The sequence below is a fragment of the Yersinia sp. 2540 StPb PI genome, assembly GCF_052217165.1.
Lineage (GTDB): Bacteria > Pseudomonadota > Gammaproteobacteria > Enterobacterales > Enterobacteriaceae > Yersinia > Yersinia enterocolitica_E.
In genome coordinates this window covers 1,627,844-1,654,770 of the sequence record NZ_JAZGQC010000001.1, presented here as the reverse complement: position 1 = coordinate 1,654,770, position 26,927 = coordinate 1,627,844, and the positions used below count along the sequence as shown (strand labels likewise).

The following is a 26,927-nucleotide window of genomic DNA, read 5'->3' as shown; positions in this document are numbered from 1 at the left end:
CACGGTATTAGTGGCTTTCACACACCGAATCAAGGTTGGTCGCGATAACTTTTGGTTGCGCCAACCGCACGGCTAAACCAAGGCTTACGTGCACCAAACTTCATCGGATTAAATGTTAAAGGTATGGTGCGCTTACGGGCCACAATCAGGCTGACACACCCCAGTGCATGTAGATGGGTGCTGATAAAGCGCCCACCTTCTTTATGCCAGGGTAAAACGTGAAAGCACGACATATGCATAACTTCATAATTCAGCAAACTCAGCCAATCCAGCAAACGCATCTGAGTAAACATTCGGCTAATATAAGGCTGGCGCTGGCGTAATATTGGCACCAGCTTGCCGGCACCCAGCACACTCATCGGATTGAAGTTACTGATAATCAACCAGCCGTCATCAATAAGCACCCTATCTGCCTCACGCAAAATACGATGTGGATCAGTGGCATAGGCTAAAGAATGAGATAACAGACAGGCATCCACTGACTTTTCAGCAAAAGGTAACTGGTATGGGCTGGCCAGCACCTGCATATTAGTACCTTGTTCCCCCACATTAACCTGATGGGAGATAGCACATTTATCGCTGGCGATTTCCGCACTCAACTGGCCTATTTTCAACAGATGAAAACCAAATAGCTTCGGCCACCAAGGTTGTAATTGCTGTTCAAGCGCCGCACGGTAATACTCTCCCCAAGGTAACTCCGCCCAAGATGCGGGCGCATCGATCTGTTGGTGTGTTTGCGCTAGTTTCATGTTTCTACCCAATAGATTTCAAGGTGCAGGAAGGTGGCAAGTAAGTGAACCCCGATAAGCTAATCCCCGTAAGTGATGCGGATGAACGGGAGCCGCCAATACACCTGCGATTTGAAAGATGACGGGTATATTATCTTCTTTCACACTCAAGCGGTTGCCAACAAAAAAGAGGTATCCAATGAATCTTATCAGTATTCCGGCATTTCAAGACAATTACATTTGGTTATTGGCAAACCCACAAAAACACTGCGTTATTGTTGATCCGGGTGAATCAGCGCCGGTGCTGTCTGCACTGGCACAAGGCCAATACACTCCTCAGGCCATCCTGCTCACCCATCACCACAACGATCACGTCGGTGGTGTGGCACAATTACACCGCCATTTTCCCAATATTCCCGTCTATGGTCCGCAGGAAACAGCAAATAAAGGTGCGACAGTTATCGTAAATGGGGGTGATCACCTGACAATTGATGGTCAAAACTACACCATTATTGCCGTCCCTGGCCATACCCTTGGGCACATTGCATACTACAGCGAACCTTATCTTTTCTGCGGCGACACACTTTTTTCTGCCGGCTGCGGCAGACTATTTGAAGGCACACCAGAGCAAATGTATGCGTCAATTCAACGACTGGCGCAGCTTCCCGCTGAAACCTTAATTTGCAGCGCGCATGAATATACTCTCGCAAATCTTAAGTTTGCTCGTTTCATTTTGCCCGCAGATCAAGATATTGCTACATATCAACAACAAATCATGCAATTACGGGCAAAAAACCTACCTAGTTTGCCGGTAAAATTGCAATTAGAGCGTAAAATTAATGTTTTTTTACGTTGTGATGACATTGATTTACAAAGGAAAATAGGCGTTATCTCGCCACCAGACTCACTTGCTTCAGTTTTTTCCGAATTACGCGCCCAGAAAGACCGCTTCTGAGCTTTTAGTTGTGTTTTTTGTCGAAGCAAAGTATGATTGGTCGTCTTTTAAGCAACTGACATTGACACACACATGAAGACCAAAGCGATATTTCTCGCCTCAGTCTTGCTTGTTGGGTGCCAGACGTCCAAGCAGGACGTACAGGTTCCCGTACAGCATGCGCAGAGTTTGTCTTCAGCAGGTCAAGAGAGTGAAGCAGGAGAGTACACAAATAGCGTCCGAGAGGGCAGCGCGCGATGGCTTGATAGTGAAAGTGGCCTCGCGCAGCAAGATTTGTGGAACTTCATTAGCGACGAGCTGAAGATGAAGGTTCCGGAAAATTCCCGGATCCGTGAACAAAAGCAAAAATACTTAAGAAATAAGAGCTATCTCCACGATGTAACATTACGGGCAGAGCCGTACATGTACCTGATAGTCGAGCAGATTAAGAAACGTAAAATGCCGATGGAACTGGTACTGCTACCCATAGTGGAGAGCGCTTTTGACCCACACGCGACATCATCCGCCAACGCCGCAGGGCTATGGCAGATAGTGCCGAGTACAGGTCGAAACTATGGCTTGAAACAAAACCAATGGTATGACGGCCGCAGAGATGTGGTTGCTTCTACCAAAGCAGCGCTTGATATGATGGAGCGCCTGAACAAAATGTTTGACGGTGACTGGTTGTTAACAGTCGCTGCTTATAACAGTGGTGAAGGCAGAGTCATGCAAGCGGTGAAAGCTAATAAGGCAAAGGGTAAACCGACCAATTTTTGGGCATTGTCGCTTCCACGTGAAACGTCAATTTATGTTCCAAAAATGCTGGCCTTGGGTGATTTAATCAAGAACAGCAAAAAGTACGGTATAAACTTGCCAGAACCCGACAAAGACCGTGCATTAGCACGTGTTGATGTAGGTCAGCAGATACAGCTAACTCAGGCGGCTGAGATGGCGGGGATGTCACTTACTAAGTTGAAATCCTTTAATTCTGGGTATAAGCGCAATGTAACGGCACCTGATGGACATGGTCCTCGTTATATTATGTTGCCAAAGGCCCATGCTGAGCAGCTTAAAGATTCATTGGCAGATACTGATATTGCCGCCGTTCAACCAACCAAGTTGGCACAGAACAGCTCAAAATCAGCATCAGGTTCGCAGTATAAAGTTCGCTCCGGTGATACCTTATCTACGATTGCCAAGCGGTTGAATATCAAGACCAGCGATTTGCAGAGTTGGAACAACTTACGTGCCAAGAGCACCTTAAAAGTTGGGCAAACCCTGCAACTGGCAAGCAATACAACGACCAGCAACAGCATCACCTATCAGGTTCGTAAAGGTGATTCTTTTGCCAGTATTGCCAAGCGTCACGGTGTAAACACCGACGATGTGATGCGATGGAATTCGGTAGTCAGCAAGGCTAATAGTTTACAACCAGGCTTGAAATTGACGTTGTTCGTTAACGGCAAATCGACCCCGGATACGTAGAGTCAGAATCGCGATTAAAGCTGTTAAAAAGCACCCTTCGGGGTGCTTTTTTTATGGCTGAAATTCAACCAGCAGTGGATTGTGATCAGAGGCTCGAGTCACTAATACCGATGCATCTGCCAGAGTAAGACCCCGATAAAAGACAAAATCAAGCGGTCGGCCAAACGCACGGCTACGGTTATCAGCCCGGAATTCAACTTCAGCTAACCCCACCACTTGGGCAAAGCACTGTAAAGCATTAACCCGCTGTCGGCTCCAGGCATTAAAATCCCCCGCCAGAATCACCGGGCCACGATGCATCGCGATTTGTTCCCCAATGGGCTCGAGTTGTTTACTGTAAACATCAACACCAAGACTGAAATTCACCGCGTGAATATTCACCACCATCAATAAACGGCCGTCATGGATTGGGTAAACAGTAATTAAGGCCGATTTAGACAACCGCAGTAACGGCTCTCTCTCACGCAGGGGGCAACAGTAGACCGGATGGGTGGCTGCAAGCGTCATCACACCTGAAGGGTGCTGAGGCAGTGCAAAGGCAGGAACCTGATCGGCCGCCTGATAGTGAGACGTAGCAAACCGCACCAGCTCAGGTGTTGTTTGTGCTTCTTGCAGTAACATCAGTTGAGTATCACGCCCGAACTCTTTGAGCACCGAGAGCCATTGCGCCCGCTGCTGCTTAAAGATATTCCACACCATCACCCGCAAAAATTCAGATGTCGGCAATGGCGCGCCTGGCGGTAACCCCAGCCCCAGTTGCTTAGCAGAACCTGGGAAGATTTGTTCAACCGGTTGACCTGCAACATATCGCATGGCATATGTTCGTTTCGGCACTTTGATGGCCTATTCCTTATTCGAAATCACTCTGGCTCGAGAGGTAACAACAGCCGGTAGTTCACTGATTATACGCCCAGATGCTGCTGTCAGTAATTTCTTTTAGCCACGATATTATTCTGATGTTGGGATACACAAGCAGAGATTCAATCTATGTGATTCATAATGCACTAATAAGCCTGCTATTAACAAAGAAGCCCACAATCGCGGGCTTCAATAGATACTGGCAGGGATTTAGCTGACAGCAACTTGCCGTGGGTGCTTCTTATCCAGCTTGCCACTCAGTGTCACCAGTAATAGCGCACCAATAACAATCACGCCACCGATCCAAGGGGTCTGAGCCAACCCAACCCGGATAACTGTCTGCCCACCAATAATCGATCCTAACGCGATTCCGACATTAAACGCCGCGATATTCAGGCCCGAAGCAACGTCAACGGCATGTGGCGTATATTCTTGCGCTTTCTGCACCACATAAACTTGTAAACCGGGGACGTTACCAAAGGCAAAAATCCCCATGACCAGCAACGTAATTAATGCCGCAATACTGTGGTTGGCACTGAATTGGAAAACAAACAGTAAGACAGCAAGTGCGGTAAAAATAAAACTCAAAGCAGGTACTGCACCATGGCGGTCTGCGAGTTTACCGCCCCAGATATTGCCGATAGCGACCGATACCCCATACGCCAGTAAGATCCAACTCACTGCGGCAGGTGAGAATCCTGCCAGCTCTTGCATCATTGGCGCGAGGAAAGTAAACATGGTGAAGAAACCACCGTATCCCAAGGCGGTAATGGCATAAATCAGCAGTAAACGTGGGTGGGTGAGCACCTGTAGTTGCTGCTTTATACTGGCTGAAGCCTTATTGGGAATATTACTGGGAACCAAAATGGCGCTGGCAATAATGGCAATGACCCCAATCAGTGACACCGCAAGGAAAGTCTCCCGCCAGCCAAAATGCTGGCCGATAAATGTCCCGAGCGGAACCCCAGTCACCAGTGCCACCGTTAAACCACCAAACATAATAGCAATCGCCGACGCCGCTTTCTCCTTTGGCACCAAACTGGTAGCAATAGTCGAACCAATCGAGAAGAACACACCGTGGGCCAGACCGGTGAGTAAACGAGCAACAACCAGAGTCTCATAACCAGGTGATTGCCAGGCTAATAAGTTCCCCAGGGTGAACAAGACCATCAAGCCAATCAATAGCATTTTACGCGGTATGCGCCCGGTTAATGCGGTTAACACTGGAGCACCAATAGCAACGCCCAATGCATAGATTGAAACTAATAAACCGGCGGATGGCACAGAAACCGCCAGTTGTTCTGCGATGGTCGGAACCAGCCCGACAATCACAAATTCAGTGGTACCAATAGCGAATGCACTGATGGTCAGTGCCCATAATGCAAGCGGCATAATTACTCCAGAAATACGGGTCAATTTGATAGCGGCTATTATGTACCTATGGTTAAATGACAAAAATGCTCAAAATATCAAAATATTTTTGCTGGAGTGGCAACAATGAAAGCGCATTCAGATGAACTGATTACTTTTGTTACCGTAGTGGAATGTGGCAGTTTTAGCCGTGCGGCAGAGCAACTCGATCAAGCTAATTCAGTCGTCAGCCGGACAGTAAAAAAACTCGAAAGCAAGCTAGGGGTGACGCTGTTAAATCGCACAACCCGGCAAATCAGCCTGACACAAGAAGGCGAGCACTACTTTCGGCGAGTGCAAAATATTCTGCGGGAAATGGCCACTGCGGAAAACTAGATACTCGATAATCAGTTAAATCCCAAAGGATTGCTGCGTATCGATGCTTCTACTCCAGTGGTGTTGCACATTCTGGCTCCGCTGATGGCGGAGTTTCGTCAGCGTTATCCGTTGGTGACATTATCACTGGTTTCGTCAGAAACCTTTATTAACCTAATTGAAAGAAAGGTTGATATTGCTATTCGGGTCGGCACGTTACAGGACTCAACCTTACGTGCCAGAAAGCTGATGACCAGTTACCGCCATATTTTGGCCTCACCGGCCTACCTAAAGCAACATGGCACCCCACAAACGGTGGCTGATTTACAGCATCATTTATGTCTGGGGTTCAATGATTTACCGGTGCTAAATCGTTGGCCGCTCGCAGGTGCTGATGGGCAACTTTATGAAATAAATTCAGATTTAACGTCAAATAATGGGGAGACGCAACGCCGCCTTTGCCTTGAGGGAAATGGCATTGCTTGCTTATCGGATTTCATGATCAGAGGCGATCTACAACGCGGGGACTTAGTGCCGCTACTGGTAGAACAGACTCTACCCGTCGTTATGCCGATTAATGCAGTGTATTACAGTGATCAGGCCGTCAGTAACCGGCTGCGTTGTTTTATTGATTTTATCAATGAACGTCTGGCACAAATGTTCCCAGCAAAATAAAAAACCACCCAACATAGGGTGGTTCAGATAATGGTTTAAAGCGTGATCAATCCCATGCAGGTGCCAGGCCTTCAGGGCTGACTAACCTCTCACCACGATCCAACGACGCTATCAGTGCCATATCTTCGGCACTCAAGCGCAATTCCTGCGCTAACATGTTACTGGCCAGATTAGCGGCTTTGGTCGATGACGGGATCACGCTATAGCCCAGTTGCATCGCCCAGCTTAAAATCACCTGAGCGGGAGTGGCACCATGTTGCTCCGCAATCGTTTTAATCACGGGCTCTTCTAGCGCTTTACCATAAGCCAGCGTCATATAAGAAGTGATCGCTATGCCATTTTCTTTCGCAAATTCAACGACCTTACCGTTCTGTAATAAGGGTGACAGTTCGATTTGGTTGGTAGCAATTGCCTCGGCCCCCACCGCCGCAATGGCCTGTTTCATTAAATCGATGGTGAAGTTAGAAATACCAATCTGCCGGGTTAAGCCCAGCTCTTTGGCTTTCACTAATTCAGCCATAAATTCAGCGACGGGTACTTCATCGTTTGGCGAAGGCCAGTGAATCAATGTTAAATCCACATAGTCTGTTCTTAGCTTCTGCAAGCTCTCTTGCAGGCTAGGGATGAGCTTGCCCTGCGCTAAGTTAGCAATCCAAATCTTAGTGGTGATAAAGAGCTCATCACGCTGGATGCCGCTTTGCGCAATAGCTTGGCCAACAGCTGCTTCATTTTCATATATTTGTGCGGTATCGATAACACGATAGCCCGCGGTTAATGCCTGACTCACTGAATCAATAACAACTTGATCTTGAAGACGAAAAGTTCCCAGGCCGAATGCAGGTACGCTCATAGTAATTCCTCATTTTGAATTTTTATCGTGCTTAAACATGTTTAAAATTGGCTGATTACCGGGGGCCATTTACCCGAGCCACCCGGTAAAAATCTGAACTGATTATGCCCAGAGTTTTATTGCCAAAAAATGCCATATTCAACACAATACTTTTGATAAAAAATCAACAATGAGGAAAGCAATGGCGGTTACGGCCAGCGACGGATCACCAATGAGGTGTTAATGCCGCCAAACGCGAAGTTATTTGTCTGGAAGAATTCGGTATCAATATAACGCCCCTCGCCCATCAGGTAATCCAGGTCACCACAGGCAGGATCAGGGTCAGTTAGATTAATGGTTGGTGCGAAACGCCCGGCCCGCATCATTTCCAGACTCATCCAGGCTTCAAGAGCACCGCAAGCCCCTAGGGTATGACCAAAATAACTTTTCAAAGAGGAAATGGGGGTCCGGTTACCAAAAACAGCCGCCGTAGCCTGGCTTTCTGCAATATCGCCACGTTCAGTCGCGGTACCATGAGCACTGATATAGCCAATATCAGCGGCAGCCAGGCCCGAGCTTAGTAACGCCTTTTCAATGCAGATTTGCATGGTCTCTTTTTGTGGTTGAGTAATATGGCTGGCATCGCAATTAGTATAAAAACCAATGATTTCACCGTAAATAGTGGCACCACGTGCTTTGGCGTGCTCCAGTTCTTCCAGAATCAACGTGCCAGCCCCTTCACCAATAACCAAGCCATCACGTTGGCGATCAAATGGCCTTGGTGATAATTTTGGTGAATCATTTAGCTGGCTAGTAGCAAACAAGGTATCAAATACCGCCGCCTCGGAAGGACACAGTTCCTCTGCACCACCAGCAACCATCACTTTCTGGTAGCCATGACGGATTGCTTCATAGGCATAACCAATTGCCTGACTACCTGACGTACAAGCACTTGAGGTAGGAATAACCCGCCCGCGCAACCCAAAAAACAGCCCAGTATTCACCGCCGCCGTATGCGGCATCATTTGCACATAGGTGGTGCCGGTAATATTGTTGGTGTGTTTTTCGGTTAACATCGTGGCAAATTCACTCACCGGCTTAGTGCTACCGGTAGAAGAGCCATAGGCAATCCCTGTATCCCCATTGGTAAGTACATCTTCCCCCATCAGACCCGCTTGCTCTAGCGCCAGCTCAGTGGCTCTGGTGGCCAATAAGGATACCCGCCCCATCGAGCGGATGCGTTTACGGGTGTAATGTGCGGGCACCACAAAATCATCAATCGGCGCACCTAAATGGGTATTCAACCCCTGATATTCTTCCCACTGCGGCATATATTGCACCGCATTTTGACCGGCATAAATACGTGCTGAAATATCCGCCCAGTTATTGCCAAAGGCAGTGACCCCACTCATGCCGGTAATCACAACTCTATTGATGGCAACCATCCTGCTGCTCATACCATTCCTCCATTAATTGAAATCACCTGACGCGTGACATAACCGGCGATATCTGACATCAGGTAACTGGCTAAACCAGCCACCTCTTCAGCCTCTCCCATCCGTTTAAGTGGGATCATCCGCATGGCTTCTTGCAGCGCGATAGGCTCCATATTGATCATGCCAGTATCAATCAACCCAGGTGCAATACAATTCACGGTAATCTTGCGTTTAGCCAACTCCAGCGCCAGAGCCTTACAAGCCCCGATAATCCCCGCTTTAGCCGCACTGTAATTCACCTGACCACGATTCCCCACCACACCGGAGACCGAAGAAAGCGCAATAATGCGCCCGCCGTTACGTAAACCAATCATCGGCATTACGCAGGGGTGCAACACATTATAGAAACTGTCCAGATTGGTATGAATGACGCCATCCCAATCCTCTTGCGTCAATGCTGGGAATGCACCATCACGCGTGATACCGGCATTGTTCACCACACCGTAGTAAGCGCCATGAGTGGCGATATCCTGCTCGAGTACCTCTTTACACTGCGGCCTGTCGCTGATATCAAAACAGATCAAGCGCCCTTCACCACCCGCCTCAATAATCTGAGCCAGTGTCGCTTCACCGCCAGTAAGATCTTGGTGATAATGAACAACCACTAAAAAACCATCCGCAGCCAGACGGTGTGCGATGGCCTGCCCGATCCCTTTGCTGGCCCCGGTGACTAAAACAGAACGCTTCATGCGCCTTTCCCCAATGTGAGTTTTTTTATTTCTTCGGCATCTGGCTGATAAGTATTTAGCCGACCACGAGCAACCTGCTTTCCAGCCATGTTGATACTGCACTCGAAACTGCCAATTTTTTCATCTTGCAGGATTAACTGGACACAAACCTGAAGTTCGCTACCCGCAGGAAATGCCGGTAATTCACAGCTGATAGCTCGCCCACCAAGTAGCATCCCTATCGTGGGAGGTATCGCTTGCGCCAAGCCATGCCAGCCACGCCACACGCCGATAGTTTGTGCCATTAATTCGATAGCAAACCAGTTGGGGAGGCAGCCCTGAGCATCGAGGAACGGCGCAAGCACCCCATGCTTACTCAAGGTGACCCTGCATTCAGCCCCGTCCTCCCCTACCCAATGGACGTTATCCAGCATCACCATTGGTGATTGATGTGGGAGGTAATGTTCAGCGGAATACGCCATCAGCCGGCTCCTAATATCACACACGCATTGTTGCCACCAAAAGCGAATGAGTTCGACAAAATAACCGGGGTTTTAAGTACTTCCGGCTTGGTGACCAAATTAATCTCGGCCAAAGTAGTATCCCAAGAAGCATGAGAAAAATCTTGTACTGGTAAGGGTAGAGTCCGGCTCAATATCAGCCAACTGAGTGCCGCCTCTGTGGCCCCAGCGGCCCCCAGCGTATGCCCGGTAAGATGTTTAGTTGAACTACAAGGTGTCTGATGACCAAAAACCCTATTCACGACCTGCGCTTCTATCTGATCATTTAACCGCGTCGCCGTGCCATGCAGATTGATGTAGCCCACATCAGCGGGCTGCAACTCTGCCTGACGTAATGCCATCCTGATAGCCTGTTCCGCCCCATGCCCTTCAGGATGGGGGGCGGACATATGCCAGGCATCGGAGGACTCCCCAACCCCGAGTAACGCTACAGGTGAAGGTTCACGTGATAATAAAATCAACGCCGCTGCCTCACCCACGTTGATCCCTTGGCGCTCGGCGGCAAAAGGGGTACAACGCTCAGCCGAAAGTGACTCCAGGCTATGAAAACCATTGATGGGCATACGACATAAACTGTCAGCGCCACCGACTATCGCCGCATCGACTATTCCAGACTCGATCAAACGCTTACCGCTGATAATCGCCCGTACACTGGAAGAACAAGCCGTAGACACGGTATAACTCGGGCCATTCAGCCCCAAATAACGCGAGAGGAAGATGCCAGGATCGCCTAACTCCTGCTGTTGATAGTGATACCCTGGCGGAAACTGCCCGGCGACGTCACCAGAACCAGGCTGATATTCTCTAACCGCCCGTTCCCCCTCAAAAATACCTGAGGTGCTGGTTCCCATAATCACAGCAACCCGTGATACACCATAGCGAAGAATGCATGCGGAAACCTCAGGTTGAATCTGCGACAATGCCGCCAACAACAGGCGATTATTCCGGCTATTGTGCTGCGAAAGTGGCTCGGGCAAAGTAGGCAATTCAGTATTCACGGCCCCCAGCCAAATCGGGGAATCACCCAAGAGCCACCCTTGCTGGGGGGCCATGCCTGGGGCTAACCCGGCACTAAGGCTCGCACTCACTTCAGACAATGAGCTGCCTAACGCATTAACCATGCCAACAGCAGAGAAATAGACCATCGCTGTTACTCCTCCACATTTTGGATAGTAATACGGTAGTGAAAGACAAATTGCTCAATAGTGATAGGCTTACGGGTGTTACCTGATAGCTGGTAGCGAATCTCTGTCACTATTTGGTTTTTGTCATCATAGAGTCTGCGTGTATCCCCTTCATCCACCAGCCGCCAATTTTCGGGTAATAACGGACGCCATGATGTGATGGGCCAATAACTCAGCATAATATCGGCAAGAACCTGATTTGCTGGAGGTAATCCAACAATTTTCATGGTTTGCTCTAAATGAATACCTTGCAGGTCATAGGAAACCTTGAACAAGCGGATCCCAAGCGGCGACAGCCCCACCAAGGTTAAGCGCTGCCCATCAGCCTGAAGCAACACTAATAATGACTGCTGCTTCCCCTGCGCTGTTGCGGTCAGTAATTGCTGCTGATTGATAGGTTGTGCCAAAGTCGGTGGCGGCAAAGCGACCCGCACTCCGGGCTTAAGCCAGGCTTTAGGCTGTGTTTGGTCCGGCGAACTGGCACACCCTACAATCAATAAGGCTAAAACGAGTAACACCCCACAGCGTTTATAATTCACGCCGGCTCTCCTTTTGGCTTGGGCAGCGCCAGAGGCGCTAATAAGAAGGCTGTAAACACACCACTACTCAGCACAATGCCAAAGCTACTGATGGCTTGGGTGTGGCTAAATACCAGCATGCCGAAAGTCAGTTGCGTGGTGAACACCGCCATAAAAATAGCAAACATTGACGTGCTAGGCGTCCCTCGGGGATTGGTAAAGAACAGGGTATAATTGATGCCAATCCCCAGAACCAATATTAATGCCAGCAACGAGAAGAGATTTAACGAGTGGCCGGTAAGAGAAAGTACCGCCAGCCCCATCCCCAATGAAAGTATCGTCGGTGCCACACAATAGAGGCCGCGACGCAGACCCAGGCGCCAGCAATAGACTACAGCTATAGCAACCACTGCAATGAGTAACAACCATGATAGATAGGCACGGTAAAGAGAAAACAGCGCATTGAACTCTGTTTTCCTGTCAACCCAAGTTACTCCTGGCACGGACTCCGCTAACTGTTGCAGTGCCGCCGGATTACTGACACCACTTACCGGCACCAACATCGCCGTGCGCCCATCAGGCAATGAGAGCCAAAGCAATCGCCAGCCCTCACTGACCACCGAGCCAAGCCATTGCTCCGGGGTCACCCATGTCTTCTGGTTGCCTTGTGCTGGCAAGCCTGGCAGAGAAACGCTAATACCCGCCTGTTGCAATTGGTGGATAATAGTTGGCGCGGTTTGCTCAAGTAATGCCAGATTTTGTTGCTGCCGCAATAATGATGGCAACGGCAACACACGATAACTTTCAATCCATCCAGCCTTTTTCGCCTGTGATAGCTGTGGTGAGAATTGCTCCAGACGTTGCAATGCCTGCTCAGCATTATCACCATACACAACGAACCATTTCTGGTCGCTGTGCTGGCCGGTAAGTGCCGCAATGCGCTGTTCCTGTTGCTGGAACTCACGCGGCATCGCCTGTAATTCACTGATATCGTCATTAATTTTTAATGTGGCTAACCCACTGATAGTCAAAATAGCAATCAGGGCCGGCAAGCCTAAACGTAACATTCGGTTGTTTTGCCAACTCTCTAGCCACAGATAAATAAGCTTTAGGCGCGGAACCGGGCGCACCGGCAACCGTTTAGCCAATATCGGATACCAACACATCACCGTGATACAGGCGGCGGTTAGCCCTGCGGCGGCAAAAACAGCCAATTGCTGCAACCCAGGGAAAGGCGCAATAAGCAGAATCAGATAGGCAATTACGGTGGTGAGTAGCGCCATTGACAGGGCTGGGAAAAGTTTTGCCAGGCTCTCCAATGGCGTCGTTTGACCACCGTGTGCCATGCGGTCTGTCAGGTAATAAAGCGTGTAATCCGCTGAAATACCAATGATACTGGCACTCAATACCAGCGTCATAACATGGACTTCGCCAAAAACCAGTAACGTGGCAACCGCCCCAGCCAATGCCCCAATAGTTATTGATAAAAGGCATAAGGCGAGTGGCAATAGCGATTTAAACATTATCAATATCAGCAGGAATACACCGGCGACGGAGATCAAACCAATGGTCGAGATATCACTTTCAGCCTGCTGACTCGCGTAATTACTGTAAAAAAGCGTGCCGCGTTCCAAGACTTCAGTACCGGGCCAACGCTGCTGAAGCTGCTGCTTTAATTCAGCCAATGACTCAACGGTGCTACGGGCACTGGCCATATCATAAGATGAAGCGCGTAATTCACCGTGAATCAAATACCATGGGCGGCCCTGGCTATCTTTCGCCACCAGCCAGCCCTTACTGATACCTAATGCCCCACTGTTTTGTTGTTGCGCTAACTGAGAGCCACGAACCAGCAGTAAAGGATCATACTGCAACTCTTTACCACTCACGCCAGCAAATGCCGAATACGCCTGCCCCAATATCCACTGAGCCTGCGCCGCTCCACCATGGCTTAATCGCAGACGGGTAGCCTCATCCAACAATACATTACGATGCTGAAAGAAAAAGGCGCCCCACTCCTGTAAACGTTGAGCAGTCATCTCACCACTGACCTGATGCAGCGCAGGCATTTTTTGTAACTGCTGCAACCACCAGTTCACCGGAGCCAATTGGTCTTCTGCTGGGCTAACCAGCCACACTAATTGGCGATCCAGACGCTGATTAAACCCTGCGGTTAATTCGACAGGTACGCCAGTCAACTCCTGCTTGGGCAATAGTGCCAAGACACTGCTGTTAATCTGACTACGCGGGATCAGCCAGAGTAATGTTGCCAGTAACAGCAAACAGATAAGTAACCAGCCGATAGCCAGTTTTCGATGGCAATCAGTGCGCAAAAAGCTGCTGTTCGGCATGGCTCAGTATCTTAGGTTCAGTTAATTGGTTGAAAAACCGGATGTGGGTCCCATCTCCCTGCATATCTTCAATATCGATAGTTTCCAGAAAATATTGACCGTGCAACGTGATGCTTTTAAAGAGCTTATCCAATGGCGTGGTTTTCGGGGTGAGCACTAACACCCAACGATCCTGGCCACTATCAGTGAAAGCTAAGGTAAAATTCTGCTCCAAAATCGACGTGTCAGCATGAAATAGTGCCGTTAATAAGTGATTAAATTGGAACATTTGCGGATTGCTGTCAGCAGTAATAACCTGCGCAGGCTGGCCGGCCATGGTTTGCACCATGCGCTTATCGTCGAGTAGCAGTGTCAGAACGAAAGGTTGCTGCTGTGACCACCACAGCCCTTTATCCTGTGAAATCAGTAAATTACCACTTGATTTTAAAGGTTTATTCATTCCACTAATACTGCGCTGCTGTTCAAATTCGGCGCGCAACACCGGTTGTTCGCTGAATCGTTGTTGTAATGATGCCAACGTTACCGCATGAGCGCTGATACTTAGACACAGTAAGAGAACGGTGAATATCGATTTCATGAGACGATACCCATTCTTTCCAGCAGTACCGGCGGTGAAACAAAGCTCATTTCTTTCGTGGATGCTTTAACGGCAACCTGAATGGTGTAGCCGGTTGTCATGCGCTTCCCGCTGGTCGCATCATAAATCTGGTAACCGATACGTAAGCGGTTCTCATATTCTTCAATAGAGGCACAAATATGAATACGCTGTTCAAATTCGAGCGGAGCAATGTATTTCACTCGCGTATCAACTATTGGCCACACATAGCCTGACGCCTGCATCGCGCGGTAGCCATAATCAATTTGATTCAGTAAAGCCTCACGAGCAATTTCAAAATAACGGAAATAATTGCCATGCCACACCACCCCCATAGGGTCAATATCATGAAACGGGATATTGTGAACTATCCGGGTAGTAAAACGCGGGTCATCGGGTAAATTCATGTCACTGATTTCCTTGGTTTGGCTTTTCATCGTTTAAATGCCAAAAATCATAAAAATTAAACCAATCGAGCGGCGCTAATAAACTGTAGTGCTCCAGGCGGGCGGCGTAACTATCCACTGCCTGTTGCAATGCCGACTGACGATTTGCTCGCGGTAATATCAATGGATCGGCGAAAGGTTCAAAATAAACATGTAATCGGGCAGCAGATGCGGGATCAATAACACCTGATGGTGCAGCCAACTTCCCTTGCCCGCCGAGTTTTAAACCAAACATCAAAAACACCGGGCAGCGCAATGCCGCAGCTAACGCAAACGGCCCAACCGGGAAAGGTGCTGGGTGGCCTAAGAAGGTGCTCCAAATGACTCTTGGTTGGTTATCTCGTTGATAAGGGCTAACGGAGGTTCTGTCACCAACAATCGCGACCCACTCCCCTTCATCCAGCTTCTGGCGCAATAAAATGGCGGTATCAGGTCCAATTGAGGTTACCTGGATAAGGTTAATCAGTGCGTGTGGGTTAATCTCCTGCATGACCTGATTAAAACGGGCGGCATGCTGGGTAAAGACCAATGCATTAACTTTTACACCAACAGATAGCTCAGCCAAAGCACGACAAGATTCAATATCACCTAAATGCGATGCCAGAATTAGCGCCCCCTGACGGCTGGCAATTTGTGCCTCACAGCGCTCACGCCCAACCAAAACCACATCTTTACCCATCACTAAATCCCCTTGCCAGCTCGCCAGTTTATCGAGCATCGACTCACCAAACCGCATGAAATGGCGGAAGCTGTTTAAGGATGCCGGTAAGGGGTGATTTTTCTGTTTGGCGAAAGCCGTAAGCTGTTGTAAATAATGGTTTGATGCCTGGCGCTGACGATGACCGGTAAGCCAAAAATAGCCAATAACAGGATATAACAACAGGTTAAAAGTTGTGCGCCCCAGAATTTTATAACTGCGTAACATCAAGCGCATCCCCCACAAACCATTGCGTTCTTTCGTCTGGGACCAATGGTGCTCGGGCTTTTGCATGTTACGCTTTAGCAACGCAGGAATACGCGGCAACATGCCAAAAAATAGCCGGGTATGCATCCACGAAATACGTAAGTTGTCATGCAGCGCATCAAAATGTGAAATACCTTCTGCGGGATAGGTGACCTGTGTTGGCAAGAACCGGCTCTCAGTTCCCTGCCAATATAATCTCACCATCACCTCAGTATCAAAATCCATTCGCACACCCAATGGGTGCCGGGCAGCCAAAGCCTGTGTTTCGGCAATCGGATAAACGCGAAAACCACACATACTGTCTTTCAGCGACAGAGATAAGGTTTCGATCCATACCCAGAAGTGGGTGATATAGCGGCCATAAAGCCGCGCCTTCGGTACTGACTCATCGTAAACCGGCCGCCCTGAAATCAAATGATGGGGGTATTTCTCCGCCTCGAGCAGCATTATTGGAATATCAGATAATTGGTGCTGACCATCAGCATCGACTTGTAGCGCATGGCTGTAACCCTGCTTTTGTGCCACGCTCAATCCATTCAGAACGGCATGCCCCTTCCCCCGATTTTCGGGTTGTGTTATTAGCACCACCCACGGGTATTTCGCCGCCAGGCGTGTTAGCTCATTGGCAGTATCAACATCACTGCCATCATCAATTATCAGACACGGCAATTGATACATAGCCAACTGAGATAAGACACCCGCCATAGTCTCACCATGATTGAAACAAGGGATAACCACGCACGGTGCGAAAGTGGTTACTGACATAGGGATATTTTTCCACTACTGGCAGTTATTTCGCCATGGACAAGGTACTTAAACATCAGTTTATGATTTGTTCGTTCCCAATTAAGTACGAGAGTGACTTCATCATCAGGCATCAGTGGCCGCTGGAATTTTACGACATCGATACTTCTCACGACCGGCAACTGACCCAGTAGCTGATTGGCGTAGTGCATAACCCAATTGATTTGTGCGACTCCGGGCAATATTGGACAGGTGGGGAAATGACCACTAAACCACAGTAAATCAGCAGGTAATAAGAGATCGATGCTGGCAAAGTGATCACCTGTTATTTGCTGACTGACGACGACGGGCAACATCATAAGAATAGCTCCTGTAAGCGGGCATAATCACGCTTCCCTTGTGGATTCAGCGGGATAACATCAATCACACGTAAACGACGAGGAACAGAGACCGGCTCAAGCCAGTGACGCAAAGTGTTGCGTAAGCGTTGAGTAAAAGCCCTCAATGACGCGGCTGCAAGTTGCTCTTTACCTGTGTCGGTCAATACCACAACAGCAGCTATGTTCACTCTTTCGTTTTGGCTTAAGACCAATACCGTCGCATCTGCAATTTCAGGAAGTGATATTAAGCGCTGTTCTATCTCGGTGAGTGAAACACGCTTCTCTTCTATTTTAACTATTCGATCTTTACGCCCCAGCAGATAAAAACGCTGCCGGTTATCAGATAGCTCAATAATATCGCTCATTGGTATACCTGTTGATTCAGGTATCAAGGCAGAGTAAACAGTGAAAGTATTGTCGCTGTTGATGTCCAAACTGACACCGGAGAAAAACTGCCATGCTTGTTCAGGTGCTGATTGGTGGCGATAAGCAATAACACCGGTTTCAGTGGCACCATAAATCTCTGTTGGCAATGTACCCAGTGTATTTAAGGTAGATTGCGCATCCTGATAACCGAGCGGCCCGCCAGCGGAAAATATCTGTCGACACAAAATCGGCGACAATTTTGTATCCATGCGCTTTAAAAATGCCGGACTGCTGATAAATATCGGTGAGCAAGATTCAGGTAGTGACTGAAGTTGTTCATGATAACCAATCAACTCAGCCTGAAAGGGAATACCCAGCGAGAGGGGTAAAAAGATACGAAAAGTCAGCCCGTATAAATGTTGATGAGACACCGACGCAACAATTAATGGGTTATTCTTTCTATCAAAACGCCCTCCCCATTGAACAGCCAGCCAATGGCTTTCGGTATCCAAACTCGCAACAGATTTAACGACTGCTTTGGGAGCCCCCGTAGAACCTGAGGTGAAGAGGATTAATGACGCAGCAGAAGGCCAATCAGGTAGTGGATGATAGGCAGCCTCACTAGAGGCATGGCTTGCGACTATAACGCTTGGACAGGCAAGATTCAGTAATTGATCCGTCAGCAGGCCATCAAACTCATGCAATTGCTCTTTGAGAACGGCCTCACGTGCATGGCCGAAAATTACCGGCGTTTTTTGGCAATACAGCGTAGCCAGCAGTGCAACAGTAAACCAATAGCTATTTTCAAAACATAATGCCCAGCGCTGGTTGGGTAAAAAATTAATTTTATTAAATAGATAGGTAACATCGCACCTGAATTGACTCAAGGTTATGATCTTTGCGCCACACATGGCGATAACCAGGCCATCATCCCGAGAATGATCCAACCAATTCGCCATGGGTAGATTTACTGCTGTTGAACCCTTTTCCTGATTATCCATTCCAGACCCATCAAAGAACCAATAAGTAAATAGCTCAAGCCACCGTTATATAAAGCCCATATATGCATATTGCCGTATAAACAGGTCGCCAGAGCAATGGTGCCATTTACTGCAAAAAATCCGCACCATACCTGTGTCACCTTTCGGGTATAAGCCACCGCTCGGGAAGATAATTCAGGCTCGGACAGCCTTGCCAATCTTTCAATGATGGGTGGGGGGCGAAATAAAGAATAGGAAAACAGCATCAGTAAAATGATGTTTACCACGACAGGATAAAACAACAACCATTGCGCCTTGCCTAAACCCCAGCTTGCCAAAGACAGAATAATGCCAGCAAGCGCCAGCGCTTTACCTAACCAAAGTTGTTGCTTAATTTTGCTGCGCACGGTAACGAGGCGCAATGTAAACATTAATAACAATATTGGCGCTAATACCTGCATTCCCCAGCGCGACAAACCAAACCATACCGCCAGTGGGTAGGCTGTAAGTGCAATAACGGTGAGGATTTTGAGCAAAACAGTCAGGCGACCAATGAATAAATTACGCTGATTAGCTGTCACCTGATTTCACCATTTACGACTTGGTATTTAATAAATTATCGACGGCATCGACAATATCTTGAACCGTTCGAACGGATTTGAACATTTCCGGCATTATTTTTTTACCCGTCACTTTCTGCAAATGTACAACCAGATCGACAGCATCAATACTGTCTAGCTCTAACTCTTCATAAAGCCGTGATTCTGGTTTGATGTCAGCCTCATCAATTTCAAAAAGCTTAACCAGAAGAGCTGTAATTTGCTGATAAATTTCTTGTTTTTCCATTATGACAATATCCTGTTAGTTACGCTGTTGAGAAATAAATTTCGCGAGCGTTTCTACCGAATAAAAGTGCTGACGCATATCTTCACTCTCAGCAGAGAGTACAACGCTATATCGGTTTTTGAGTGCTAATCCCAGTTCTAGCGCATCGATTGAATCTAAACCTAAACCGTCACCAAATAATGCAGCCTGTGAGTCAATATCATCCACCGACATACCTTCCAGATTTAGGGCATCAATAATTAGCTGTTTAATCTCACAACTTAGTAATTCCATTAACTCTTTCTCTTAGATTCAGGCATTAATGCGCAGGTTAAATGTTTAGTAAGTCGTCGTGCAGCAAGTGCTAACGATAAATCGCTATCTTGAATAAAGTCATTACTATTGATTTTATTTTGAACAATAATATTAAATTGAGGTTTTACCGGCGGTATATTATACCATTTTAGTTCTTTCGTCAGCATTGGTGGGTTGCAATCAATATATACTACGCGAATATCACACCCACTATGTAGCGCGATATTCGCCGCTCCTCGTTGCAAATTCAGGGCACAACCTGCGGTTGTTCTGGTCCCTTCAGGAAATATAAGGATACTTACCCCTCGGCCTAAACGCGCTTTACAGTGTGCTAATAATTTATCTGATTCAGCATTAACTAAGTATCCTGCGGATTTAATCACACCGGAAACAAATATGTTATTTAACAATGCTTCTTTGACAATACAATCACATCTTGGCATGTGTGCTGCCAACAGCACATAATCTAATAAGCTAGGATGGTTAGCAACAATCAGACACCCCGAGTCCTCACAAAACAGCTCATTATTTTCTATTTGATAATCAAAAACACCCAGAAATTTAGCAATACGCAAAAACAGTTGAAAACTATAACGAATACTTTGCTGAGTGATCTGGTTACGCACTACTTCAGAGCGAACAATTAGGCGCAGAGAGGTAAACCATAGAATAGATAATAACAGCCCACCCAGACCAAAAAGTGCAAAACAAAAACCGGTTGCAGCCACTCGCCATAACCGATTTAGCAAAGAAGAATGTTGGGGTGCAGTTTGTACTGCAAGAGAGCTGTCCATCACTGACTCCAGTGCCAATTATTATGCTGGCCTTGTATAACGAAAGAACCCTTTTTGCTCAACCAATTACGTAAAAAGCTAAGACCCTGAGGCAATTCAGAATTATTAACATCAATCTTAGAAATACGTTCACACTGTAAATCATCGCCGGTGGTTAACACTAATGCCAAGGCATAGGGCAACCCTATTGGAGAAGTCTGAGAATGATAAAAATCAGGCATTACTCCATCGAAATCGACCAATAACACACGCTCAGCGCCGCAAGCCAGCATCCCCATAGCTTCGACTATACCTTGTTGAAAACTATCTATGCCTGCGGCAAGAGACGTCACTGGCATGGTATTGCTCGCCATGATAGTTAACCAGCCGGAGGCAGTATTATGCACTGACATAGCAAAATCTGTTGGCGAAATATTCTGCTGCTGATGGAGGGATTGCAATATCTTATAAGTGCGCTCTAATTCCCCATGGCGACTGGTAAATATCGCCATATCAGCCGTGTCTTCCTCTAGTAACGAAAGCCCCGCTTCAACGGCTAGTCGGCTGCCTGTACTCATTCTTCTAGCGGACATCATAGGGATATGCGATGACTTGGGTAAATCCCCTTGCCATGTCGCCGGGAGTGCCTCCTCCTGTGCCCAGGCAAGCCAGTGCTCTTGCGACGCCATACCAGGAGCCAAAGCACGCCAGTTCAATACATTCAATGAATGAGCCACGATATCAGAACTTCCCAGACAGCAAAGCGAGATAATTTATTCTATTTTTAAGTAAAAAGCATTTAAAAACTTTATCTATTATCTTTTGGTTTGATTATCGGCCATTCGTATCGCATTTTTTAAAAAATTAAAAAGTAAAATATTTTATTTATCGGCATAGTCTCAACATTCTTTAAATAAAAACTTAATAAAAGTAATTATAATTTTAAAATAAAAAATGACGCAAAATAGCAATATAAATTTTACATTTCTTTAAAATAAAACAAACATAAGAATATTTGTGTATTAGAATAAGTCAGAGTATTTTATCTCTGCTATTTAGCATTATTCCGTTACTCCTATCATGGGTTAACATGAAAATCATTAATTAATTGGATCATCATGAAACTATTAAAAGCACTCTTGGTCGGGTTGGTATCTATCACATTTATTGCTGGATGTGCAGGTACGACGCCTATCCAAAACGTTAACCAAACAATAATTGGTAGTCACACGACTTCAGAAGTACAAAAAGCGATTCTGGCTGGTGGGATAAACCGTGGTTGGGTAATGATACCTGGCGCTGAAGGCGTGATTAACGGGAAGTTAATAAATCGCGATCACACTGTTGAAATCCAAATTAATTACAATGCTAATAATTACCAAATCAAATATATTGGCAGTACTAACATGGATGCCAAAAATGGGAAAATACACTCAAAATATAATCGCTGGATCGCTAACTTGAATAAAGATATCCAGATTCAACTAAATCGTCTGTCAATATAAAAACATTACATAACAAATAGTTACCTTAACTTTATGCTCACCATTAAAGCTGAATAATGCTAAATGGTGAGCTATTACCTGAATTACGAGGACGTAAGCTTGCGCTACGGATATGATAAAGACCAAATTAGTGCTTTGGCGGCAATCACTGAAGCTCAGAAAATAGCTTTTGCCCCTATGCTATTTCAAGCTGCGCTTAACCTGAGAGAGTCAGGAATTTTAGCTGCATTAGATGAATCAGGTAAAGGTGGTATTACACTCGATGAGCTTCAGACTCATTGCACACTAAGCCGATATGCAATCAGCATCCTGCTAGACATGGGGCTTAGCGGTAATATCCTCTACCAGCAGGAAAACCGATTTTATCTGGGCAAGGTCGGTCACTACTTATTGCATGATCAAATGACCCGCGTAAATATGGACTTCACTCAGGACGTTTGTTATCAGGGTTTATTCAATCTAAAAGAAGCACTAGAGACAGGAAAGCCAGCTGGATTATCCGTATTTGGTGAATGGCCTACTATTTACCCTGCACTGAGCGAGTTGCCGACTGCCGCACGTGAAAGTTGGTTCGCCTTTGATCATTTTTATTCCGATAATGCCTTTCAGCTTGCGCTAAAAGCTATTTTTGATCTTGAACCAAAACATATATATGACATTGGTGCCAATACTGGTAAGTGGGCTTTACAGTGTGCGGCCTATGACCCTGATGTGAAAATAACATTGCTGGATTTGCCACAACAGTTAGTCTTAGCCAACGAGAACGTCAAAAGCAAAGGCTATAGCGACCGTATCAGTACATATCCTGTGGATCTGTTATTAGCCGATCGATTGCCAGCAGAAGCAGACGTTTGGTGGATGAGTCAGTTTCTAGACTGCTTTAGTGAAGAACGAATCGTCCATATTCTTAAGCTTATTCATCATGCAATGAAGCCCGATAGTTACGTATGCATCATGGAGATATTTTGGGATAGGCAACAATTTGAAGCTGGTGCATTCAGTTTGAATGCCTCATCTCTTTATTTTACATGTATGGCTAACGGTAATAGCCGTTTTTATCATTCAGATACTTTTTACCAGTGCTTATCTACTGCTGGATTCTACGTTGAGAAAGATATTGATGGTCTTGGTATTGGGCATACATTATTAATTTGCCGTAAAGAACCCGCATAACATTAAGCCCTCTGTCTGAGGGCTTACCCCATCAAGAATCGATATTTCCTTATTCCTATAGTGTATCCAGGCTGCTCTTAACCACACCATTCTATTCGGTTAAAAGTATGGTAAATAACCCATTGAATTAAAATTATAAATAGCACAGAGAGCCAGATGGTGGAGTCGCAAACTGACAATAAGAGAGTTGTGGTTGGGTTTTGTCACAGAGATATATCTAGCAGATCAACAATATATAAAAATTATAATGCAAAAAACCCTGAATCAGAGATCCAGGGTTTTGCAATAAGTGGCGGAACGGACGGGGCTCGAACCCGCGACCCCCTGCGTGACAGGCAGGTATTCTAACCAACTGAACTACCGCTCCACCGATTCTTTTACGTGTATCTTCCCGATACTTACCCTTGACAGGGCCAGCGCTCCGCGCTGTGCAAAACCGCTCTAAGCGATTTTGTCAGTTACCAGATGTCACTCTGATAACTCGTGTTTGATGCCTGGCAGTGTCCTACTCTCGCATGGGGAGACCCCACACTACCATCGGCGCTACGGCGTTTCACTTCTGAGTTCGGCATGGGATCAGGTGGGACCACCGCGCTAAGGCCGCCAGGCAAATTCTGTCTAAACTAAACCCGCTATATGTTTCCACACAGCCAGCCAGCCCAATCTCGGAACTTCGCTGAAAATATCAATCTTTCAAATCAAAACACCTTTGGTGTTGTAAGGTTAAGCCTCACGGATCATTAGTACTGGTTAGCTCAATGCATCGCTGCACTTACACACCCAGCCTATCAACGTCATAGTCTTTAACGTTCCTTCAGGGGGCTTAAAGCCCCAGGGAAGACTCATCTCGAGGCAAGTTTCCCGCTTAGATGCTTTCAGCGGTTATCTCTTCCGAATTTAGCTACCGGGCAATGCCATTGGCATGACAACCCGAACACCAGTGATTCGTCCACTCCGGTCCTCTCGTACTAGGAGCAGCCCCTCTCAATCTTCCAACGCCCACGGCAGATAGGGACCGAACTGTCTCACGACGTTCTAAACCCAGCTCGCGTACCACTTTAAATGGCGAACAGCCATACCCTTGGGACCTACTTCAGCCCCAGGATGTGATGAGCCGACATCGAGGTGCCAAACACCGCCGTCGATATGAACTCTTGGGCGGTATCAGCCTGTTATCCCCGGAGTACCTTTTATCCGTTGAGCGATGGCCCTTCCATTCAGAACCACCGGATCACTAAGACCTACTTTCGTACCTGCTCGAGCCGTCACTCTCGCAGTCAAGCTAGCTTATGCCTTTGCACTAACCTCACGATGTCCGACCGTGATTAGCTAACCTTCGTGCTCCTCCGTTACTCTTTGGGAGGAGACCGCCCCAGTCAAACTACCCACCAGACACTGTCCTCACCCCAGATTATGGGGCCGAGTTAGAACATCAAACATTAAAGGGTGGTATTTCAAGGTTGGCTCCATGCAGACTGGCGTCCACACTTCAATGCCTCCCACCTATCCTACACATCAAGGCTCAATGTTCAGTGTCAAGCTATAGTAAAGGTTCACGGGGTCTTTCCGTCTTGCCGCGGGTACACTGCATCTTCACAGCGAGTTCAATTTCACTGAGTCTCGGGTGGAGACAGCCTGGCCATCATTACGCCATTCGTGCAGGTCGGAACTTACCCGACAAGGAATTTCGCTACCTTAGGACCGTTATAGTTACGGCCGCCGTTTACTGGGGCTTCGATCAAGAGCTTCGCCTTGCGGCTGACCCCATCAATTAACCTTCCAGCACCGGGCAGGCGTCACACCGTATACGTCCACTTTCGTGTTTGCACAGTGCTGTGTTTTTATTAAACAGTTGCAGCCAGCTGGTATCTGCGACTGGCTTCGGCGCCGGGAGCAAGTCCCATTACCTAATGCCAGCGTGCCTTCTCCCGAAGTTACGGCACCATTTTGCCTAGTTCCTTCACCCGAGTTCTCTCAAGCGCCTGAGTATTCTCTACCTGACCACCTGTGTCGGTTTGGGGTACGATTTAATGTTACCTGATGCTTAGAGGCTTTTCCTGGAAGCTTGGCATCAACTACTTCATCACCGTAGTGACTCGTCATCACACCTCAGCGTTGATATACAACCGGATTTACCAAGTCGTACCGCCTACATGCTTAAACCGGGACAACCGTCGCCCGGCTAGCCTAGCCTTCTCCGTCCCCCCTTCGCAGTAACACCAAGTACAGGAATATTAACCTGTTTCCCATCGACTACGCTTTTCAGCCTCGCCTTAGGGGTCGACTCACCCTGCCCCGATTAACGTTGGACAGGAACCCTTGGTCTTCCGGCGTGCGGGTTTTTCACCCGCATTATCGTTACTTATGTCAGCATTCGCACTTCTGATACCTCCAGCAACCCTCACAGGTCACCTTCAACGGCTTACAGAACGCTCCCCTACCCAACAACACCTAAGTGTCGCTGCCGCAGCTTCGGTGCATGGTTTAGCCCCGTTACATCTTCCGCGCAGGCCGACTCGACCAGTGAGCTATTACGCTTTCTTTAAATGATGGCTGCTTCTAAGCCAACATCCTGGCTGTCTATGCCTTCCCACATCGTTTCCCACTTAACCATGACTTTGGGACCTTAGCTGGCGGTCTGGGTTGTTTCCCTCTTCACGACGGACGTTAGCACCCGCCGTGTGTCTCCCGTGATAACATTCTTCGGTATTCGGAGTTTGCATCGGTTTGGTAAGTCGGGATGACCCCCTAGCCGAAACAGTGCTCTACCCCCGAAGATGAGTTCACGAGGCGCTACCTAAATAGCTTTCGGGGAGAACCAGCTATCTCCCGGTTTGATTGGCCTTTCACCCCCAGCCACAAGTCATCCGCTAATTTTTCAACATTAGTCGGTTCGGTCCTCCAGTTAGTGTTACCCAACCTTCAACCTGCCCATGGCTAGATCACCGGGTTTCGGGTCTATACCTTGCAACTAGACGCCCAGTTAAGACTCGGTTTCCCTACGGCTCCCCTATTCGGTTAACCTTGCTACAAAATATAAGTCGCTGACCCATTATACAAAAGGTACGCAGTCACACCACGAAGGTGCTCCCACTGCTTGTACGTACACGGTTTCAGGTTCTATTTCACTCCCCTCGCCGGGGTTCTTTTCGCCTTTCCCTCACGGTACTGGTTCACTATCGGTCAGTCAGGAGTATTTAGCCTTGGAGGATGGTCCCCCCATATTCAGACAGGATGTCACGTGTCCCGCCCTACTCATCGAGTTCACAGCAAGTGTGTTTTGGTGTACGGGACTATCACCCTGTACCGTGCGACTTTCCAGACGCTTCCACTAACACACAAACTGATTCAGACTCTGGGCTCTTCCCCGTTCGCTCGCCGCTACTGGGGGAATCTCGGTTGATTTCTTTTCCTCGGGGTACTTAGATGTTTCAGTTCCCCCGGTTCGCCTTGCATGGCTATGTATTCACCATGCAATAGTGCAACGAATTGCACTGGGTTTCCCCATTCGGGTATCGTCGGTTGTAACGCTTCATATCAGCTTACCGACGCTTTTCGCAGATTAGCACGCCCTTCATCGCCTCTGACTGCCTAGGCATCCACCGTGTACGCTTAGTCGCTTAACCTCACAACCCAAAGATGTTTCTTATGTTCAAGTCGGTTGCGCGTCGTGAATACAGCGTTGTGCGGTACTCGGAATGCTCATGAACGTTAAGTTCACTCCGCGTCCTCCGTGCCGTACGCCTTGCCTTCACTTAGCTCACGCGACTCTCTTCATCAGAATGCACATTGGCATTGCGATTATTTGAGAGACTCTATTACAGGTTACTCTTTATCTCAGTATATCTACGGAGAGATAAATTTCGGCTGTAATGTTTCAATTTTCAGC

Annotated in this window: 24 protein-coding genes, 1 tRNA gene, 2 rRNA genes and 1 pseudogene; 5 read left to right on the top strand and 23 right to left on the bottom strand. The window is 47.5% G+C overall.

The features are described from left to right. Nucleotides 1-29: 29 nt before the first annotated feature. Complete coding sequence (locus tag V1956_RS07475; protein WP_442824975.1) at nucleotides 30-749, bottom strand: class I SAM-dependent methyltransferase; 720 nt, start codon at nucleotides 747-749, stop codon at nucleotides 30-32. A gap of 178 nt (nucleotides 750-927) precedes the next feature. Between V1956_RS07475 and gloB the strand changes: the two genes are divergently transcribed. Next, nucleotides 928-1,683, top strand: coding sequence for a hydroxyacylglutathione hydrolase (gloB, locus tag V1956_RS07470; protein WP_372559734.1), 756 nt, complete (start codon nucleotides 928-930; stop codon nucleotides 1,681-1,683). A 72-nt stretch (nucleotides 1,684-1,755) separates the two neighbouring features. Then, entirely contained in the window at nucleotides 1,756-3,147 is a 1,392-nt protein-coding gene (gene mltD, locus V1956_RS07465; protein ID WP_083163003.1) for a murein transglycosylase D, read from the top strand. Nucleotides 3,148-3,198: 51 nt separating this feature from the next. Here mltD and V1956_RS07460 read toward each other — a convergent pair whose 3' ends face one another. Both V1956_RS07460 and V1956_RS07455 read right to left on the bottom strand, forming a co-directional pair. Then, nucleotides 3,199-3,981 (bottom strand): endonuclease/exonuclease/phosphatase family protein, encoded by a 783-nt coding sequence (locus tag V1956_RS07460; protein WP_083163001.1) that lies wholly within the window; start codon nucleotides 3,979-3,981, stop codon nucleotides 3,199-3,201. Between the two features lie 234 nt (nucleotides 3,982-4,215). After that, nucleotides 4,216-5,397: an MFS transporter gene (locus V1956_RS07455; protein WP_420074603.1), complete on the bottom strand. Its 1,182-nt coding sequence runs from the start codon at nucleotides 5,395-5,397 to the stop codon at nucleotides 4,216-4,218. A 105-nt stretch (nucleotides 5,398-5,502) separates the two neighbouring features. Between V1956_RS07455 and yafC the strand changes: the two are divergent. Continuing rightward, nucleotides 5,503-6,405 (top strand): annotated as a pseudogene (yafC, locus tag V1956_RS07450) (DNA-binding transcriptional regulator YafC). 46 nt (nucleotides 6,406-6,451) lie between these two features. Here yafC and dkgB read toward each other — a convergent pair. From dkgB to V1956_RS07365, 17 genes are all read right to left on the bottom strand, one after another. Then, a complete protein-coding gene (dkgB, locus tag V1956_RS07445; RefSeq protein WP_372559737.1) occupies nucleotides 6,452-7,255 on the bottom strand; it encodes a 2,5-didehydrogluconate reductase DkgB in 804 nt (267 codons plus the stop codon). A 188-nt stretch (nucleotides 7,256-7,443) separates the two neighbouring features. After that, nucleotides 7,444-8,679: a beta-ketoacyl-ACP synthase gene (locus tag V1956_RS07440; protein ID WP_442825788.1), complete on the bottom strand. Its 1,236-nt coding sequence runs from the start codon at nucleotides 8,677-8,679 to the stop codon at nucleotides 7,444-7,446. An 8-nt stretch (nucleotides 8,680-8,687) separates the two neighbouring features. Next, on the bottom strand, nucleotides 8,688-9,419 hold the full coding sequence (locus V1956_RS07435) for a 3-ketoacyl-ACP reductase FabG2 (protein WP_442824974.1): 732 nt from the start codon (nucleotides 9,417-9,419) through the stop codon (nucleotides 8,688-8,690). Then, a complete protein-coding gene (locus V1956_RS07430) occupies nucleotides 9,416-9,880 on the bottom strand; it encodes an ApeP family dehydratase (RefSeq protein ID WP_372559739.1) in 465 nt (154 codons plus the stop codon). Before V1956_RS07430 ends, V1956_RS07435 begins: the two co-directional genes overlap by 4 nt. Beyond that, entirely contained in the window at nucleotides 9,880-11,064 is a 1,185-nt protein-coding gene (locus tag V1956_RS07425) for a beta-ketoacyl-[acyl-carrier-protein] synthase family protein (protein WP_372559740.1), read from the bottom strand. Before V1956_RS07425 ends, V1956_RS07430 begins: the two co-directional genes overlap by 1 nt. A gap of 5 nt (nucleotides 11,065-11,069) precedes the next feature. After that, nucleotides 11,070-11,642 (bottom strand): DUF3261 domain-containing protein, encoded by a 573-nt coding sequence (locus V1956_RS07420; RefSeq protein WP_372559741.1) that lies wholly within the window; start codon nucleotides 11,640-11,642, stop codon nucleotides 11,070-11,072. Then, on the bottom strand, nucleotides 11,639-13,972 hold the full coding sequence (locus V1956_RS07415; protein ID WP_442824973.1) for an MMPL family transporter: 2,334 nt from the start codon (nucleotides 13,970-13,972) through the stop codon (nucleotides 11,639-11,641). Before V1956_RS07415 ends, V1956_RS07420 begins: the two co-directional genes overlap by 4 nt. Then, nucleotides 13,944-14,549: a LolA family protein gene (locus V1956_RS07410; protein ID WP_083162984.1), complete on the bottom strand. Its 606-nt coding sequence runs from the start codon at nucleotides 14,547-14,549 to the stop codon at nucleotides 13,944-13,946. Before V1956_RS07410 ends, V1956_RS07415 begins: the two co-directional genes overlap by 29 nt. Beyond that, the gene (locus V1956_RS07405) at nucleotides 14,546-14,974 is read right to left on the bottom strand and encodes an acyl-CoA thioesterase (protein ID WP_372559744.1); all 429 of its coding nucleotides are present in this window, start codon (nucleotides 14,972-14,974) and stop codon (nucleotides 14,546-14,548) included. Before V1956_RS07405 ends, V1956_RS07410 begins: the two co-directional genes overlap by 4 nt. A gap of 1 nt (nucleotide 14,975) precedes the next feature. Continuing rightward, complete coding sequence (locus tag V1956_RS07400; protein ID WP_372559745.1) at nucleotides 14,976-16,742, bottom strand: glycosyltransferase family 2 protein; 1,767 nt, start codon at nucleotides 16,740-16,742, stop codon at nucleotides 14,976-14,978. Beyond that, nucleotides 16,733-17,080 carry an ApeI family dehydratase gene (locus V1956_RS07395; RefSeq protein ID WP_372559746.1) on the bottom strand — a complete coding sequence of 116 codons (348 nt, stop codon included), beginning with the start codon at nucleotides 17,078-17,080 and terminating at the stop codon, nucleotides 16,733-16,735. Before V1956_RS07395 ends, V1956_RS07400 begins: the two co-directional genes overlap by 10 nt. After that, nucleotides 17,077-18,426 (bottom strand): AMP-binding protein, encoded by a 1,350-nt coding sequence (locus tag V1956_RS07390; protein ID WP_420071034.1) that lies wholly within the window; start codon nucleotides 18,424-18,426, stop codon nucleotides 17,077-17,079. Before V1956_RS07390 ends, V1956_RS07395 begins: the two co-directional genes overlap by 4 nt. An 8-nt stretch (nucleotides 18,427-18,434) precedes the next feature. Beyond that, the gene (locus V1956_RS07385) at nucleotides 18,435-19,028 is read right to left on the bottom strand and encodes a hypothetical protein (protein WP_420074607.1); all 594 of its coding nucleotides are present in this window, start codon (nucleotides 19,026-19,028) and stop codon (nucleotides 18,435-18,437) included. A 13-nt stretch (nucleotides 19,029-19,041) separates the two neighbouring features. Beyond that, nucleotides 19,042-19,293, bottom strand: coding sequence for an acyl carrier protein (locus tag V1956_RS07380; protein ID WP_083162978.1), 252 nt, complete (start codon nucleotides 19,291-19,293; stop codon nucleotides 19,042-19,044). 15 nt (nucleotides 19,294-19,308) lie between these two features. Beyond that, complete coding sequence (locus tag V1956_RS07375; RefSeq protein WP_083162977.1) at nucleotides 19,309-19,566, bottom strand: phosphopantetheine-binding protein; 258 nt, start codon at nucleotides 19,564-19,566, stop codon at nucleotides 19,309-19,311. Beyond that, on the bottom strand, nucleotides 19,566-20,381 hold the full coding sequence (locus V1956_RS07370) for a lysophospholipid acyltransferase family protein (RefSeq protein WP_442824972.1): 816 nt from the start codon (nucleotides 20,379-20,381) through the stop codon (nucleotides 19,566-19,568). The genes V1956_RS07375 and V1956_RS07370 overlap by 1 nt, the downstream gene beginning before the upstream one ends. Continuing rightward, complete coding sequence (locus V1956_RS07365) at nucleotides 20,381-21,097, bottom strand: beta-ketoacyl synthase chain length factor (RefSeq protein WP_372559748.1); 717 nt, start codon at nucleotides 21,095-21,097, stop codon at nucleotides 20,381-20,383. The genes V1956_RS07370 and V1956_RS07365 overlap by 1 nt, the downstream gene beginning before the upstream one ends. A 381-nt stretch (nucleotides 21,098-21,478) precedes the next feature. Between V1956_RS07365 and V1956_RS07360 the strand changes: the two genes are divergently transcribed. Then, nucleotides 21,479-21,865, top strand: a complete 387-nt coding sequence (locus tag V1956_RS07360) for a hypothetical protein (protein WP_372559749.1) — start codon at nucleotides 21,479-21,481, stop codon at nucleotides 21,863-21,865. A gap of 63 nt (nucleotides 21,866-21,928) precedes the next feature. Next, nucleotides 21,929-23,038, top strand: coding sequence for a methyltransferase (locus tag V1956_RS07355; protein ID WP_372559750.1), 1,110 nt, complete (start codon nucleotides 21,929-21,931; stop codon nucleotides 23,036-23,038). Between the two features lie 290 nt (nucleotides 23,039-23,328). Here V1956_RS07355 and V1956_RS07350 read toward each other — a convergent pair. From V1956_RS07350 to V1956_RS07340, 3 genes are all read right to left on the bottom strand, one after another. Further along, nucleotides 23,329-23,405 (bottom strand) — tRNA-Asp (locus tag V1956_RS07350). Between the two features lie 125 nt (nucleotides 23,406-23,530). After that, nucleotides 23,531-23,646 (bottom strand): 5S ribosomal RNA (gene rrf / locus V1956_RS07345). 111 nt (nucleotides 23,647-23,757) lie between these two features. Continuing rightward, nucleotides 23,758-26,664, bottom strand: a 23S ribosomal RNA gene (locus tag V1956_RS07340). Nucleotides 26,665-26,927: the final 263 nt, after the last annotated feature.

Excerpts from the sequence above, each read along its gene's own strand:
- V1956_RS07475 (WP_442824975.1), bottom strand. The coding sequence starts at position 749 with ATGAAACTAGCGCAAACACACCAACAGATCGATGCGCCCGCATCTTGG.
- gloB (WP_372559734.1), top strand. The coding sequence starts at position 928 with ATGAATCTTATCAGTATTCCGGCATTTCAAGACAATTACATTTGGTTA.
- mltD (WP_083163003.1), top strand. The coding sequence starts at position 1,756 with ATGAAGACCAAAGCGATATTTCTCGCCTCAGTCTTGCTTGTTGGGTGC.
- V1956_RS07455 (WP_420074603.1), bottom strand. The coding sequence starts at position 5,397 with ATGCCGCTTGCATTATGGGCACTGACCATCAGTGCATTCGCTATTGGT.
- dkgB (WP_372559737.1), bottom strand. The coding sequence starts at position 7,255 with ATGAGCGTACCTGCATTCGGCCTGGGAACTTTTCGTCTTCAAGATCAA.
- V1956_RS07440 (WP_442825788.1), bottom strand. The coding sequence starts at position 8,679 with ATGGTTGCCATCAATAGAGTTGTGATTACCGGCATGAGTGGGGTCACT.
- V1956_RS07435 (WP_442824974.1), bottom strand. The coding sequence starts at position 9,419 with ATGAAGCGTTCTGTTTTAGTCACCGGGGCCAGCAAAGGGATCGGGCAG.
- V1956_RS07430 (WP_372559739.1), bottom strand. The coding sequence starts at position 9,880 with ATGGCGTATTCCGCTGAACATTACCTCCCACATCAATCACCAATGGTG.
- V1956_RS07425 (WP_372559740.1), bottom strand. The coding sequence starts at position 11,064 with ATGGTCTATTTCTCTGCTGTTGGCATGGTTAATGCGTTAGGCAGCTCA.
- V1956_RS07415 (WP_442824973.1), bottom strand. The coding sequence starts at position 13,972 with ATGCCGAACAGCAGCTTTTTGCGCACTGATTGCCATCGAAAACTGGCT.
- V1956_RS07410 (WP_083162984.1), bottom strand. The coding sequence starts at position 14,549 with ATGAAATCGATATTCACCGTTCTCTTACTGTGTCTAAGTATCAGCGCT.
- V1956_RS07405 (WP_372559744.1), bottom strand. The coding sequence starts at position 14,974 with ATGAATTTACCCGATGACCCGCGTTTTACTACCCGGATAGTTCACAAT.
- V1956_RS07400 (WP_372559745.1), bottom strand. The coding sequence starts at position 16,742 with ATGTCAGTAACCACTTTCGCACCGTGCGTGGTTATCCCTTGTTTCAAT.
- V1956_RS07395 (WP_372559746.1), bottom strand. The coding sequence starts at position 17,080 with ATGATGTTGCCCGTCGTCGTCAGTCAGCAAATAACAGGTGATCACTTT.
- V1956_RS07390 (WP_420071034.1), bottom strand. The coding sequence starts at position 18,426 with ATGGCGAATTGGTTGGATCATTCTCGGGATGATGGCCTGGTTATCGCC.
- V1956_RS07380 (WP_083162978.1), bottom strand. The coding sequence starts at position 19,293 with ATGGAAAAACAAGAAATTTATCAGCAAATTACAGCTCTTCTGGTTAAG.
- V1956_RS07375 (WP_083162977.1), bottom strand. The coding sequence starts at position 19,566 with ATGGAATTACTAAGTTGTGAGATTAAACAGCTAATTATTGATGCCCTA.
- V1956_RS07370 (WP_442824972.1), bottom strand. The coding sequence starts at position 20,381 with ATGGACAGCTCTCTTGCAGTACAAACTGCACCCCAACATTCTTCTTTG.
- V1956_RS07360 (WP_372559749.1), top strand. The coding sequence starts at position 21,479 with ATGAAACTATTAAAAGCACTCTTGGTCGGGTTGGTATCTATCACATTT.
- V1956_RS07355 (WP_372559750.1), top strand. The coding sequence starts at position 21,929 with ATGGTGAGCTATTACCTGAATTACGAGGACGTAAGCTTGCGCTACGGA.